Annotated in this window: 15 protein-coding genes and 1 tRNA gene; 7 read left to right on the forward strand and 9 right to left on the reverse strand. The window is 59.7% G+C overall.

What is annotated here, in order from left to right; translation table 11 throughout:
• Positions 1-120 precede the first annotated feature (120 nt).
• The 3 genes from ACR0IP_RS03145 to ACR0IP_RS03155 are packed head-to-tail and all read left to right on the forward strand — an operon-like array spanning position 121 to position 4200.
• Positions 121-768 carry an ABC transporter ATP-binding protein gene (locus tag ACR0IP_RS03145; protein WP_480523745.1) on the forward strand — a complete coding sequence of 216 codons (648 nt, stop codon included), beginning with the start codon at positions 121-123 and terminating at the stop codon, positions 766-768.
• The gene (locus ACR0IP_RS03150) at positions 765-3170 is read left to right on the forward strand and encodes an FtsX-like permease family protein (RefSeq protein ID WP_480523747.1); all 2406 of its coding nucleotides are present in this window, start codon (positions 765-767) and stop codon (positions 3168-3170) included. The genes ACR0IP_RS03145 and ACR0IP_RS03150 overlap by 4 nt, the downstream gene beginning before the upstream one ends.
• Positions 3160-4200, forward strand: a complete 1041-nt coding sequence (locus tag ACR0IP_RS03155) for a lipocalin-like domain-containing protein (RefSeq protein ID WP_480523749.1) — start codon at positions 3160-3162, stop codon at positions 4198-4200. Before ACR0IP_RS03150 ends, ACR0IP_RS03155 begins: the two co-directional genes overlap by 11 nt.
• A 1-nt stretch (position 4201) precedes the next feature.
• On the opposite strand, the gene ACR0IP_RS03160 is transcribed toward ACR0IP_RS03155, so the two are convergent.
• The 4 genes from ACR0IP_RS03160 to ACR0IP_RS03175 all read right to left on the reverse strand — a co-directional run bounded on the left by ACR0IP_RS03160 (position 4202) and on the right by ACR0IP_RS03175 (position 8802).
• Positions 4202-4633, reverse strand: coding sequence for a universal stress protein (locus ACR0IP_RS03160; protein ID WP_170641507.1), 432 nt, complete (start codon positions 4631-4633; stop codon positions 4202-4204).
• Positions 4630-7242 carry a TRAP transporter permease gene (locus tag ACR0IP_RS03165; RefSeq protein ID WP_480523751.1) on the reverse strand — a complete coding sequence of 871 codons (2613 nt, stop codon included), beginning with the start codon at positions 7240-7242 and terminating at the stop codon, positions 4630-4632. The genes ACR0IP_RS03160 and ACR0IP_RS03165 overlap by 4 nt, the downstream gene beginning before the upstream one ends.
• Before the next feature lie 102 nt (positions 7243-7344).
• Positions 7345-8313, reverse strand: a complete 969-nt coding sequence (locus ACR0IP_RS03170) for a TAXI family TRAP transporter solute-binding subunit (protein WP_480523753.1) — start codon at positions 8311-8313, stop codon at positions 7345-7347.
• 403 nt (positions 8314-8716) lie between these two features.
• A tRNA-Leu gene (locus tag ACR0IP_RS03175) sits at positions 8717-8802 on the reverse strand.
• A gap of 145 nt (positions 8803-8947) precedes the next feature.
• Between ACR0IP_RS03175 and ACR0IP_RS03180 the strand changes: the two genes are divergently transcribed.
• The gene (locus ACR0IP_RS03180; RefSeq protein WP_170373645.1) at positions 8948-9526 is read left to right on the forward strand and encodes a YqaA family protein; all 579 of its coding nucleotides are present in this window, start codon (positions 8948-8950) and stop codon (positions 9524-9526) included.
• Positions 9523-9990 carry a disulfide bond formation protein B gene (locus tag ACR0IP_RS03185; RefSeq protein ID WP_480523755.1) on the forward strand — a complete coding sequence of 156 codons (468 nt, stop codon included), beginning with the start codon at positions 9523-9525 and terminating at the stop codon, positions 9988-9990. The genes ACR0IP_RS03180 and ACR0IP_RS03185 overlap by 4 nt, the downstream gene beginning before the upstream one ends.
• Here the strand turns inward: ACR0IP_RS03185 and ACR0IP_RS03190 are convergent.
• Complete coding sequence (locus ACR0IP_RS03190) at positions 9987-10574, reverse strand: HNH endonuclease (protein WP_170458136.1); 588 nt, start codon at positions 10572-10574, stop codon at positions 9987-9989. The two genes, ACR0IP_RS03185 and ACR0IP_RS03190, sit on opposite strands and share 4 nt — an antisense overlap.
• Before the next feature lie 213 nt (positions 10575-10787).
• Here ACR0IP_RS03190 and ACR0IP_RS03195 point away from each other — a divergent pair, with 213 nt between their 5' ends.
• Both ACR0IP_RS03195 and ACR0IP_RS03200 read left to right on the forward strand, forming a co-directional pair.
• Positions 10788-11393, forward strand: a complete 606-nt coding sequence (locus ACR0IP_RS03195; RefSeq protein ID WP_170548882.1) for an rRNA large subunit pseudouridine synthase E — start codon at positions 10788-10790, stop codon at positions 11391-11393.
• Positions 11394-11425: 32 nt separating this feature from the next.
• Positions 11426-11851 carry a VOC family protein gene (locus ACR0IP_RS03200; RefSeq protein ID WP_480523862.1) on the forward strand — a complete coding sequence of 142 codons (426 nt, stop codon included), beginning with the start codon at positions 11426-11428 and terminating at the stop codon, positions 11849-11851.
• Between the two features lie 5 nt (positions 11852-11856).
• Here the strand turns inward: ACR0IP_RS03200 and ACR0IP_RS03205 are convergent, their stop codons facing one another.
• Genes ACR0IP_RS03205 through ACR0IP_RS03220 form a run of 4 tightly spaced genes read right to left on the reverse strand, consistent with a single transcriptional unit; the run spans position 11857 to position 13953 of the window.
• On the reverse strand, positions 11857-12159 hold the full coding sequence (locus ACR0IP_RS03205) for a putative quinol monooxygenase (RefSeq protein WP_480523757.1): 303 nt from the start codon (positions 12157-12159) through the stop codon (positions 11857-11859).
• Positions 12153-12656, reverse strand: a complete 504-nt coding sequence (locus ACR0IP_RS03210) for an N-acetyltransferase family protein (protein WP_480523759.1) — start codon at positions 12654-12656, stop codon at positions 12153-12155. The genes ACR0IP_RS03205 and ACR0IP_RS03210 overlap by 7 nt, the downstream gene beginning before the upstream one ends.
• A 2-nt stretch (positions 12657-12658) precedes the next feature.
• Positions 12659-13324 (reverse strand): alpha/beta fold hydrolase, encoded by a 666-nt coding sequence (locus ACR0IP_RS03215; protein ID WP_170688620.1) that lies wholly within the window; start codon positions 13322-13324, stop codon positions 12659-12661.
• Positions 13321-13953, reverse strand: a complete 633-nt coding sequence (locus tag ACR0IP_RS03220) for a DNA glycosylase family protein (RefSeq protein ID WP_170688619.1) — start codon at positions 13951-13953, stop codon at positions 13321-13323. The genes ACR0IP_RS03215 and ACR0IP_RS03220 overlap by 4 nt, the downstream gene beginning before the upstream one ends.
• Positions 13954-14041 lie beyond the last annotated feature (88 nt).

Here is a 14041-nt window from a genome sequence, read left to right on the forward strand (position 1 = left end):
AGCATGGCCTTTGCGGCCCGCAAGCACAAGGGCACAGGCCGATGTCAGGTATCAAGACCCAGTCGGCACTGGACAGCGGGTCAAACAGTTGCACATCTAGGACGAAAAGCGAGGCGGATCATGCTGTTGTCGATTGAACATGTTCACAAGACCTATCCCGGTGGACGGCCTGTATTGCAGGATGTCTCGCTGTCGCTGGACCACGGCCAAACCTTGGCGCTGACCGGTGAAAGCGGCAGCGGCAAATCCACCTTGCTGAACCTCTCGGCCGCGCTGGATCATTTCGATGCCGGAGAGATCACGCTGGATGGTATTGCTCTGTCGGGTCTGGATGACGCCGGGCGCGCCGGGCTACGACGGAAACACGTCTCGCTGGTGTTTCAGCAGTTCAACCTGATCCCGTCGTTGTCGGTTGCCCAGAACCTCTCCTTCCACGCGCGGCTGGCCGGGTGTCATGATCCAGACTGGGAGGCGCATCTGGCAGATCGCCTTGGCCTGAGCGATCTTCTGTCCCGCTTCCCTGAGCGACTTTCCGGCGGTCAGCAGCAACGCGTCGCCATCGGTCGCGCGATGGCCGTGAGGCCCAAGCTGCTGCTCGCGGATGAGCCGACGGGCAATCTGGACGAAACCGCCAGTGCAGTCGTTCTCGATCTGATGCTGTCCCTCGTGGACGAAACAGGTGCCGCGCTGCTGCTCGTGACACATTCGCAAGACATCGCAGGCCAACTGGATCGCAGAGTTCACCTAGCAGGCGGACGCATTCAATGACGGCAGCTATAATACAGGCGCTGCTATCTCATTGGCGAAGCCATTGGTTGCAGCTTGCAACGCTTCTAATTGGGATCGCGTTGGCAACCGGGCTTTGGTCGGCGGTTCAGGCGATCAATACTGAGGCCCGCGCCAGCTATGCCCGTGCCAATGCGCAGCTTGCTTTGGGTCAATTTGATGAGCTGCGCGATCCTTCGGGCGAGATCCCTTTGGCCCGATATGCCGACCTGCGCCGCGCCGGTTGGCAGGTCGCAGCGGTTCTCGAGGGGCCCTATCGCATCCACGGCCGAACGCTGCGCGTGTTAGGCGTCGACATGGTCGCCTATCCGGCCCTCCCTGCGATCACCGAGGCTGAGGCCGAAACGGATCCCGCTGATATCCTGACGGCGCCAGGTCGCTTGCTGGCCTCGGCTGAGTTGGCCACCCTATTGCAGGCACAAGACGATCTGCCGCAGGTCCTGATCACAACCGAACTTCCACCCGATGTCATACTGACCGACATTGGAGTTGCCGAAACCTTGCTCGAGGCGCCCGGCCAGATCTCTCGCCTTGTGGTTCTGCCGAACCAGCCCCGCTCGGTTCCTCCACTTTCGGAAATCGCACCCGAGTTGGAGCGGGTCAACCCCGCCTCACAAGTCGATACCGCGCAGCTGACCGACAGTTTCCACCTGAACCTGACGGCGTTTGGAATGCTGTCCTTTGCCGTGGGGCTGTTTATCGTCAACGGCACGGTCGGTTTGGCCTTTGCGCAGCGTCGCGGCATGATCCGAACACTGCGCGCGCTTGGTGTCTCGATGCGTCGGCTGGTGTGGTTGATCCTGGCTGAACTTACCCTGCTGGCCCTGATCGGAGGCATCATCGGCCTGATCCTGGGATTCTTCCTCGCCGGAGCACTTTTGCCAGATGTGGCCGCCACATTGCGCGGTCTCTATGGCGCACCTGTTACCGGGCAATTGACGCTCCAACCCGCATGGGCGTTGGCCGGACTAGGAATGGCGCTCGGAGGCACCCTGATCGCCAGCGCGCAAACCCTTTGGCGCCTGTCACGCATGCCACTGTTGGCGGGTCCAGGCGTGCAGGCTTGGCGCGGCAGCGGGCAAGGCCAACGGCTGGCGGCCTACTGCGGCTTGGCGCTGCTTGTCTTCGGGGGCCTCGCCTACACCACGGTCGGAGGCCTCCTCGGCGGTTTCACACTCTTGGCCGGTCTGTTGACCGGTGCAGCCTTGCTGTTACCACTTTGCCTGTCCATTGCACTCAACCTCTGCGCCCGTCGCGCCCGCGGCCCGGTTGCACAGTGGGTCTGGGCCGACATGCGCGCGCAACTGCCCGGTCTGTCGCTCGCTCTGATGGCGCTGCTGCTGGCCTTGGCGGCGAATATCGGCGTGGGAACCATGGTCTCCAGCTTCCGCCTCACCTTTGTCGGCTGGCTGGATCAACGATTGACCTCCGAGCTATACCTGACCGCCGAAAGCGACCAACAAGGGCGTGAGATCACCCTGTGGCTAGAGCCGCAAGTCACCGCAATCCTCCCCATCCGCAACGTGGAACTGGCGCATGAAACCGGGCCGTTGTTTCTTTATGGCGTGGTCGACGACCCGACCTACCGCCAGTATTGGCCACTGATCGCGCGCGCAGATGATAGTTGGGATCGGGTCATGTCGGGTGATGCGGTTTTGATAAACGAACAGCTTGCACTACGCGCCGACCTTTGGCCCGGTGACGTGCTGCGCCTTGGCCCAAACCACCAATTGCCAGTCGCAGGGGTTTACTCGGACTACGGGAACCCGACCGGACAGGCGATCGTTTCGATGGCGCAACTGGACTTGATCGCACCGGGGCAAGAGGCGCGCCGGTTCGGCATTCGGCTAGACCCAAACCGCGCAACCGAGTTGGCGCAGACCCTGCGCGAGCGGTTCGGTCTTGCGCCTCAGGCCGTTGTTCAACAAGCCGCGATGAAGGCCCAATCCCGCGCGATTTTTGAGAAGACATTTGTGGTGACCTCGGCCCTGAATGTCCTGACGCTTGGTGTCGCCGGGTTTGCCATCCTCACCAGCCTCCTGACGCTCTGGACACAGCGCCTGCCCCAGATCGCACCAGTATGGGCGCTTGGACTAGACCGAGCGCAATTGGCACGGCTGGAGCTATCGCGCAGCGCCATTCTGGCCGCAATGACGGCTTGCCTTGCGCTGCCGCTTGGGCTGGTCCTCGCCTGGGTGCTGCTCGCTGTGATCAATGTTGAGGCCTTCGGTTGGCGGCTTCCGATGTATGTCTTCCCATGGGACTGGCTAGTTCTCTTCCTGCTGACCCTCGTTGCCGCACTGGCTGCAGCCGCCCTGCCCGCCCTGCGTCTGCTACGGCTGCCACCCGCTGACCTGCTGAGAGTATTTGCCAATGAACGTTAAGGCCCTTTTGATAGCCCTGCTGCTTCTCTTCCCCTTTGGCGCATTGGCTCAGGGGTATGCAGGGCTTGGCGGTTCCGCCGAAGGATTCGAAGTCCCTCAGCGCGGCTACACGTTCGAATTCCCCGCAGATCACGGCCCTCATCCCGCGTATCGGATCGAATGGTGGTATTTGACGGCCAACCTGAAGGGCGATGACGGGAAAGACTATGGCATTCAATGGACCTTGTTCCGATCAGCCCTGAAACCCTTTGAAACCGAAGGCTGGCAGAGCCCTCAGATCTGGATGGGCCATGCGGCCGTCACCACGCCCGAACGCCATTTCTTTGCGGAACGCCTGTCGCGCGGTGGCGTGGGCCAGGCCGGTGTCACGGCGCAGCCTTTTGCGGCATGGATCGACGAGTGGCGGATGAGTGGACCTGACTTTGATACTCTGTCCCTGACGGCCCATGGCGCAGATTTTGGCTATGACCTTGCGCTGAACGCCCAAGGGCCTTTGGTTTTTCATGGGGACGATGGCTATTCGGTAAAATCCGCCGACGGACAGGCAAGCTACTACTACTCGCAACCGTTCTACGCTGTGGAAGGCACATTGCATCTGCCGGACCGGGACGTCACGGTCACCGGTCAGGCGTGGTTGGATCGTGAGTGGTCCTCGCAACCGCTGGCCGAGGATCAGAGCGGTTGGGATTGGTTCTCGCTCAGCTTTGATACCGGCGAGAAGCTGATGGGTTTTCGCCTGCGTGGCGATCGTCAGGACTTTACAGCCGCCACATGGATCAATGCCGATGGCACCACGCGAGCGTTGCCTGATGGGTCGGCCTCGTTCAAGCCGCTTGAAACCGCGCCGGTTGCCGGGCGCGACGTGCCGATACGCTGGAACGTCGCACTACCAGAATATGACTTGGACGTTGAGGTTGCGGGTTTAATACCCGATGCATGGATGGGAACGCGATTTGAGTACTGGGAAGGTCCGGTCACCGTCTCAGGCAGCCACGCCGGGCGCGGCTATCTGGAGATGACCGGATACTGATCTACCGCACGACGTAGACCGAGACATTTGCGTGCCGCACCACGCGGGCGGCGTTCGGCCCCAGAAGATAGTCCTTCAAATCCGGCTTGTGCGCACCGATAACGATCAGGTCCGATCCCGCACTTTCTGCGGTTTTCAGGATCTCCTGATAGGCGGTCCCGGTGGCGACGACATGCCGGACGGAGGCATTACGCTCAGCGCCCAAGGTCGCCACGCATAGCTCGGTCAACTCAACCTGTGCCTGTTCCAACGCCTTTTCGTGGTGGTCTGCCTCGAAGAACCCTGAGACCCAGCTTTCACCATAGTCCGGCAGGACGGTCACCACATCCAGTTGCGCGCCATCCATATTCGCCAGTGCGGCCGCTTTCTGCAATACAGGGCTGTCCAGATCACCATTGCTGATATCTACGGCGCAGAGAACCGATTGTGTCATGCCGCCACCTCTTCTTGTCTGGCGGCCCGGCCGCGTTGCAGGAAGGCGATCAGGCCCAACAAGAGCATCGCCGGGATATAGATCAGCTGTTTCGGAGGCTGACCGGACGGCAGGCTGACCGAGCTCAGACGCACCGCGTCATCGCCGTAATAGTCGAAAATGCCCAACTCATCCGTGACGGGCGAACCGAAAAGCGGCTCTTCGAGTTTGACCAATCCGTCCTCTTCCAACAGCAGCAGACCCATGGCGTCAACACGCGCGGCTCCGCCCTCTTCGTCGCCGACAGTAACGACAACGGTAGTGTCGGTCATCTCGAGCGTGTCGAAGTCAGGACCGCTGACAACAACGCGGACCTCGGTGCCCGGAGGCGTTTCTCCGATGGTTTCCACGAAGGCGGCTGGCTCGACTGAGTTAAAGGGTGGTGAGATGCGGTCCATGAAGAAGTCTGGCCGGAACAGCGCAAAGGCTACCGCGATCAGGGCAACGCTTTCGTAAATGCGGTTATGGGTCAGGAAATAACCCATTGTGCCCGCTGTGAAGACCAAAATCGCAATCGTAGCGAATATGGCGACGGTGATCCCTTCGACCCATGTCACGTCGATCAGCAGCAGGTCTGTGTTGAAGATGAACACAAACGGCAGCGCTACGGTCCGCAGGCTGTAGAAGAAGGCCGTGAAGCCGGTACGAATCGCGTCACCACCGGACACGGCGGCCGCCGCAAAGCTCGCCAACCCGACCGGAGGCGTCACGTCCGCCATGATCCCGAAGTAGAACACGAACAGGTGAACCGCGATCAGCGGAACGATCAGCCCGCTTTGCGCGCCCAGTTCGACCACAACGCCTGCCATCAGTGAGCTGACGACAATGTAGTTCGCCGTTGTCGGCAGGCCCATACCCAGGATCAGGCTGAGGATACCAACCATCACCAGCATTAGGATCAGGTTGCCGCCCGACAGGAATTCGACCAGATCGGCCATCACTTGGCCCACACCGGTCAGGGTCACGGTGCCCACGATCACGCCCGCCGTGGCTGTAGCCAGAGCGATCCCGATCATGTTGCGCGCGCCGTCGATCAGGCCTTGCCAGAGGTCGGCAACACCGTCGATGAAGCGGTTGTAGACCTCGCTCTCTCCCCGGAAGATCGCCTTGAGCGGCTTCTGCGTCAGCAGGATCACGAACAGCAGCGCCGTTGCCCAGAAGGCGGACAGACCGGGTGATTTCTGCTCGATCATGAGGAAGTAGACCAGCACGATGATCGGCAGCAGATAGTGCAGACCGGCCTTGTAGATGTCTGCGATGACCGGCAGTTCGACCTCTTTGGCGTTGGGATCATCCGGCTCAAGGTCCGGGACCTGCGCCGCCAGAAACAGCAGCGCCACATAGACCGCGCAGACGATCAGGCTCAGCACCATGCCAGCGGCGGTTGGCACCATGCTGGTGACCGCTTCGACCGGGAATTGCGAGCCGTAGCACAAGCCAGCAAAGACGATGAAGAAGGACAGCATCCCGACCACGGTCCGCGCGAGGTGAACCTCACGGTTGCCCAGCGTCGGCATGTTCCGCTTCACGGCTTCCAGATGCACGATATAGACCAGCGCGATGTAAGAGATCGCAGCCGGCAGGAAGGCATGAGTGATGACCTCAACGTAGGAAATACCCACATACTCCACCATCAGGAAGGCCGCGGCCCCCATGACGGGCGGCATGATCTGGCCGTTCACCGATGAGGCAACCTCGACCGAGCCCGCTTGTTCGCTTGAGAAACCGACGCGCTTCATCAGCGGAATGGTGAAAGTACCGGTAGTCACAACGTTTGCAATCGACGAGCCAGAGATCAGACCGGTCGCCGCAGACCCCACAACGGCCGCCTTGGCCGGACCACCTCGCAGGTGGCCGAGGGCGCCGAAGGCCATTTTGATAAAGTAGTTCCCTGCCCCGGCCTTATCGAGCAACGCCCCGAATAGCACGAACAGGAAGACGAATTTCGTCGAGACTCCAAGCGCGATACCGAACACGCCCTCGGACGTGATCCACATGTGACTCATGGCCTTTTTCAGGCTCGCGCCTTTCCAACGGATCACCTCAGGCACCCATTCGGACGAGCCGAAGAACACATAGGCAAGGAAGATCGTCGCGATAATCGCCATTGCCGGGCCAAGCGCGCGACGCGCGGCCTCGAACAGCAACAGCAACCCACCCAGTGCGACCCATTTATCGGTGTCGTCCGCCAGACCGCCTGCATTCACGATCTTGTCGTAGAAAAAGTAGCCGTAGAGCGCCACAAACGCGCCCAGCAAGCCCATGATCCAATCCTGCACGGGGATATAGTTCCGAGGACTGGATTTCAGCGCCGGATAAGCCGCAAATGCCAAGAACATCGCAAAGGCCAGGTGAATCTGGCGCGAGTTGTTGACCACGCTACCGGGCAAAACGACGTTTGATACGGGCGAGGCCAAAACGACCTGAAACACCGACCAAAGCGCGGCGACAATCGCCAGAAATACCCCGACACTACCGACCGGGTTACGACCGCCCGCATCGGAGGAGGCTACAAGCTCCTGCAGCTCTTCTTCGGATAGCGGTCGGTTGGATTGCGTGTCGGAACTCATATAAATGTCTCCCCGTCATGTGGCCTTTTTGGCCTTATTTTTGCCCGTTCGATCCGGGCTTGGGTCGCAGGGCGCCCTGGGGCACCCTGCTTCAGGTCTGGTTTACTGAACCCAACCTTTTTCTTTGTAGTACTTTTCAGCACCCGGATGCAGCGGAGCCGACAAGCCGTCCGCGATCATCTCTTCCGGCTTCAGGTTTGCAAATGCAGGGTGCAGCTTTTTGAAGTCGTCGAAGTTCTCGAAAACCGAGCTGACAACTGCATACACAGCATCTTCCGACACATCTGCCGAGGTAACGAACGTCGCGCCCACACCAAAGGTAGTGGTGTCACCGTCCGAGCCACGGTACATGCCACCCGGAATGGTCGCGGTACGGTAGTACGAGTTGCCGTCGATCAGGCCGTCAATCGCGTCGCCAGTGACGTTCACCAGAACGGAATCACATGCTGTCGTTGCTTCCTGGATCGAACCCGACGGGTGACCAACAGTGTAGATCATCGCGTCGATCTGGTTGTCACACAGAGCTGCCGACTGCTCGGCCGCTTTAAGCTCAGATGCCAGTTCGAAGTCGTCCAGAGTCCAGCCCATGGCTTCCAGAACAACGTCCATGGTGCCGCGCTGACCGGAACCGGGGTTGCCGATGTTTACGCGCTTGCCTTTGAGGTCTTCAAAGCTGGAGATGCCGGAATCGGCACGGGCCACAACGGTGAAGGGCTCGGGGTGTACCGAGAATACGGCGCGCAGGTTTTCGAAGGGGCCAGCCTCTTCGAATTTCGATGTGCCGTTATATGCGTGGTACTGCCAGTCGGACTGGGCCACACCAAACTCCAGCTCACCCTCGCGGATGGTGTTGATGTTGTAGACCGAGCCGCCGGTCGATTCGACCGAGCAGCGCACGCCGTGTTCCTTGCGCCCTTTGTTGACCAGACGGCAGATTGCACCACCGGTAGGATAGTACACGCCGGTTACGCCACCTGTACCGATGGTGATGAACTCTTCCGCATAGGCGGCAGGCGCCATCATTGCAGCGGTCACAAACGCGCCGAGGCTAAGCTTGCTGCTGTTTTTCATTTAAGAACTCCCATTATTATGACTTGGGCGGGAAAAGGCTGACGCCTCCCTTTCGGGACCCGCATTGGGGATTGTGCCGATAGGTCAGATCAATCCGCATTGCAACAGGGCCAGCTGTATAGATTTTCCGATATCTCCCAACAGGTCCGAGGTTTCATTCAGATACGCTGAAAGTCAAGGCCAGCCCGTCAACAGAACGCCTCTCGCGTCAGATATGAGGTTGTTTTCAAATCTTTCCCCATCGCGCGGCAGCTTCTGAGCCATTGGACCCGCAGCGAGGTAAAACGCATTTTATTGAGAGGATCGCGGGTTAAATGCCCAATTAGGGTGCACTTGCCTAGCAAGACATCACCTGAAAAAGAAAAAACAGAGAGCAGGTTCCCCTAACTCTCTGTTTTTACTTTGGTACCCAAGGCCGGACTCGAACCGGCACGGTATCACTACCGGGGGATTTTGAATCCCCTGCGTCTACCATTCCGCCACTTGGGCCACGGACATTGGATTAGCGTCCCTGACTGGGAAGGTCCAGAGGCAAAAACACACTGCCCCGTCGATTGTTGGCCGCACGGCAGTTGACCCTTCCGCACGCCCGTGGTTTGCCTGTCACGACCTGAGACGCGACTGTGAGAGTGTGATGCTGCGATCCCTGTATGACTGGACCATTCGGTTGGCCGAGCATCCTCATGCCCTATGGGCGCTTGCCGTCGTGGCCTTTATCGAAAGCTCATTCTTTCCAATCCCACCCGATGTCCTGATGATCCCGATGATTCTGGCGCGCCCCTCGAAGGCGTGGCTGATTGCAGGCGTGGCCCTGGTGGCCTCGGTTCTGGGCGGCATGCTGGGCTATGCGATTGGCGCCTTTGCCTATGAAAGCATCGGACAACCCATTCTCGAATCCATGGGCAAGGCCGACGCGATGGAAGAGTTCAACACCCGCTTCAACGATTTCGGCTTCTGGGCCGTGCTGGCCGCCGGTGTGACCCCCTTCCCCTATAAGGTGATCACCATCATGTCCGGCTGGACCGGCATGCCGCTGGGCACCTTCATCGCAACATCCATTCTGGCGCGCGCGTTGCGGTTCTTCCTAGTGGCAGGCCTTCTGTGGAAGTTCGGAGAGCCGATCCGGGATTTCATCGAAAAGCGCCTCGGGCTTATGTTCACCTTGTTCATCATCCTGCTGTTTGGTGGGTTTCTGGCGGTTAAATACCTATGACAAAACGGTCGACTTACGTGATCCTCGCAGCCGGAGGGTCGGCGGCCCTGTTGTTTGGCGCCTGGGGATTTCAGTATCTTGGCGGTCTCGCGCCCTGCAAAATGTGCATTTGGCAACGCTATCCCCATGCTGCTGCGGTCGTGATCGGCGCTTTGGCCCTGGCGCTGCCAAAACTCAACCCTATGCCGCTAATTGGAGCCTTAGCCGCGATGATCACGGCCGGAATTGGCTTCTTCCACGCGGGCGTCGAGCAAGGATGGTGGGAAGGTCCCTCAACCTGCACCTCGGGCGATATCGGAGGGTTGTCGGCGGAAGAGCTGATGAACCAGATCATGGCCGCCCCGCTGGTGCGCTGCGATGAGATTCCGTGGGAAATGTTTGGCTTGTCCATGGCCGGTTGGAACGCAGCCATTTCCGCCGTTCTGGTTCTGCTCTGGCTGGCCGCGTGGCGGGCGAAGGCTTAAGCCTCGTCCAGTTCCGCGTCCCAATAGAGGAAGTCGATCCAGCTGTCATGCAGGTGGTTCGGCGGGAATTTCCGTCCGATATTGCGCAAGGCCTCTGCATCGGGCTGACGCGGTGGTTTGCGCAGGTTCATTCCTGCCTGACGTAGCGATTTGGAGCCTTTGCGCAGGTTGCACGGGCTGCATGCCGCAACCACGTTCTGCCAGCTCGTTACCCCTCCAGCGGCGCGCGGCACCACATGGTCAAAGGTCAGGTTGTCCCGGCTTCCGCAATACTGGCAGCGGAATTCATCCCTCAGAAATAAATTAAAGCGCGTGAAGGCCACGCGCTTTCTGGGTTTTACATAGTCTTTGAGGACAACCACCGACGGTATTCGTATCTCGGTACTCGGGCTACGGACCACTTCGTCGTATTCAGCCACGATGTCGACCCTGTCCAACCAGGCCGCTTTGACCGCCTCCTGCCACGGCCACAGAGACAAGGGGTAGTAGGATAAAGGGCGGTAATCGGCATTCAAAACCAAGGCCGGATGCTGTTTGAGCATACCCGGCTCTCTTACAAAATCGGTCCTGAAGTCTCCGTCCATCACAGAATCGCTCCTCGCTCTCAGCTGCCCGTTTGTGACACCAGAGCGGGGAGCACCCGCCCCGGCCTTAAGATAACTATATATCGTGTTAAAACTCTGACAAGCCCTGAGTTTCCACAATATGTCGCAGACTGGGTAAGCCGAATCCGTAACAGACAGATGACAGTTATCCACAGGTTGCACACAGCGTGTTTTGCAGGCTATGGCGGAGGTATGAGCTGGTTCATTCGATTCAACAAACCCTTTGACGTGCTGCCGCAGTTCACCGACCGCGCAAACGCCGAGTCGCCGCGCAGCACCCTGTCGGATTTCATCGATCTGCCCGGCGTCTATCCCGCCGGTCGGTTGGACCGTGACAGCGAAGGGCTGATGTTGTTGACCGACAATGGCAAGCTGCAGGCGCAGATATCAGACCCGAAACACAAGATGGCCAAAACCTATTGGGTGCAGGTCGAAGGCGAGCCGGATATGGCGGCCCTCAAGGCTCTGCGCGATGGGGTCGAGTTGAAGGATGGCCTGACCCGCCCCGCCAAGGTGCGGGAAATTGACGAGCCCGAAGACCTCTGGCCTCGCACCCCTCCGATCCGCGAACGCAAGACCGTGCCGGACAGCTGGATTGAATTGACTATTCGCGAGGGTAAAAACCGGCAGGTGCGCCGGATGACAGCGGCGGTTGGTCTGCCGACCCTGCGCCTGATCCGCTGTCGCATCGGAGACTGGACGCTTGAAGGGCTAGAGACGGGCAAATGGGACAGCCTGCCGATGCCGCAGATACAGGCCACGGCTCAGCGCAAACGGGATCGACGCCCCCGACGGTGACAGACCACACGGGCCGGGCTAAACTGAACCGCATGAAGGTGACACCCGAGATACCGGCCCCCTCTGCCATCTTGGAAGCGGCGCTATATGTCCATGATCTGGACGCCGCTGAACGGTTCTACGGTGAGGTTCTGGGGCTGGAAAAGATACAGCGCATTGAGGACCGCCACGTGTTTTATCGGGTCGGAGCCTCTGTTCTGCTGATATTCAATCCTGAAAAGACCCAGCAGCCGCCGCTAGACCCGGACCTGCCTGTCCCTCCGCACGGCGCGCTTGGGCCGGGGCATGTGTGCCTCGTCCTGACGCGGGATGAGATGGCTGCAATGCGAAAGCATCTGCTGGATTGGAACATCCCCCTGGATGCCGAGTTCGATTGGCCAAACGGCGCGCGATCCCTCTATGTGCGCGATCCTTCTGGCAACTCAGTTGAATTTGCCGAAGGGCACCTTTGGGCCTGAAACCGTCAGAGCAAGGGCTGCTTTTCCCCACCCACAACGCGATAGATCTCGCTTGAGATCACACCGACTTCAGCCAATATGGCTTGGAACGTCGCCATATGTGGGGTGGCAAAATGCCCCTCTAACGCGGTCTGATCCTGCCATTCTTCATAAACCCGGAAGAGGTTCGCATGGCCGAGAACCTGGCTGAACTCATAGATCAGGCAGCCTGGCTCTTTCACCGTTTCTGCGACCATCAACTTTGCAGCCTCGGCCGCCTTTTCCACATGATCGGCCGAGACTTCGACGGTTCCAGTGACAATCAACATGCGCTGCCCTTTCCAAGATGAAAGCGTTTCGAAATTCGATTGACCGGTGTTCCGTCCCGTAGTGGGCGGCCATAGTCCACAGAATAGTCTACGAACCCCATTTTTCCGTAGTAGCTAAGGCCCGGCGAATTGTCAGCGCGTATGGTGGCATTGATCGCCTTGAGCCCCAAGGCCGCCGCAGTTTTCGAGGTTTCTTGAAACAATGTACGCCCTGCGCCGCGCAACGGAGGATCGCGCCGTGTGAAGGTGGCGATATCCGCACAATCCTCAGGCAATGCATCATGAGTACCCAACCACTGAAATCCGGCCACCGCGCCTTGGTCGTCCAAAGCGACATGGCAGCAAATCATGTCGGCCCCGGTCAGATAGCTCTGTGTGAACAACGCCTCCGAAAACGGAATTTCATGTGCGGTTGTCCCACCTGCGGCGATGATATCGTTGAGGATGCGGCAGGCGTCGGCCACATCCTCGGGCATCATGGCGCGAACCGCAATCACGCCTAGAGGCTCAGCTTGTCGCGCATGAAGGCCAGCGCAACGCTCAGGCCATCAGGCGCGATGCCGTGGCCGGTGCCTTTCATGACATGGGCGTAGACCTCTTTGAAATCCGCCGCTTGCAGGGCCTCGGCCGCCTCGGGCAGGGATTGCGGAGGCACCACGTCATCCGCATCCCCATGGACCAGCAGGATCGGCATCCGGCTGACGGTTTCGTCAGGCAACAAATCAGGTTCCAGCAAACGGCCCGAGAACGCGACGATCCCAGCCACAGGGTCCTCACGGCGCGGGGCGACGTACAGGCTCATCATCGTGCCCTGGCTGAACCCGAACAATACGACCTGCTCGGGCAGTACGTCTTCGTCCACCATCAGCGCGTCGAGGAAGGCGTTGAAGTCGTCGCTTGCCATCTCCATGCCGCGTCGCGCTTCTTCCTCTGACGAGCCGTCGATCCACGGGATTGGGAACCATTGAAACCCGTTTGGCATTCCGGGGATCTGTTCCGGCGCATCGGGGGCGACGAACAGCGTATCGGGCAAATGCTCGCCCAATGGGTCGGCAAGGCCCAACAGATCGGCCCCGTTCGCCCCATAGCCGTGTACGAACACCACGACCGAGCGTGTGTCGCCCGAAACCGGCTCTTTCCTGAGCGCGTTCAAAACCCGTGTCATCTGATCCCTTCTCTTTGCTTGGCCACCCGGTAATAGGCCCACAAAACCCGCGCCGCAACCGACCGCCATGGCGACCATGCCTCGGCCATCTGCCGCAGCTCTTTGTCCGTTGGACGTTTGGGTAAGACGTAGAGAACCCGCGCCGCCTCTTGCAGGGCCAGATCACCCGGAGCAATCACATCGGCGCGGCCCAGCGAGAACATGGCGTAAATCTCGGCGGTCCAGACACCGATGCCGGACACCTCGGTCAGGGTCGAGATGACCTCTGCATCAGGCGCGTCCCGTAACGCCTTGTAATCAATACGGGCTTCGGCCAGAGCACGGGCATAGCGGATCTTCTGTCGGCTTAGCCCGACGGCCCGCAAATCCTCATCTGTCGCCCACATGATCTTGCGCGGGCCGGTCAATTTCGCGCCCTGCATCCGTTTCCAGATCGCATTGGCCGAGGCCACGCTGACCTGCTGACTGACGATTGCGCTCAACAACTGCGCAAAACCATCCGGTTTACGACGCAGAGGCAGCGGCCCCGTCTGTTCCATCGCATAGGCCATACGTGGACAAGATTGGGCCAGCCACTCGGCCCCTTCGGACACACAGGCGTTGGTTTCGATGATGCGTCCGACGGACATGTGCGCTCCGGTGTTCTTAGTCACTTGCACGTTAGGGCGCTTTGCCGCGTATGCAACCCGCTTGTGCAAGCCGCAGATCGCCGATACG

It is taken from the genome of Ruegeria sp. AL11, from assembly GCF_056540865.1.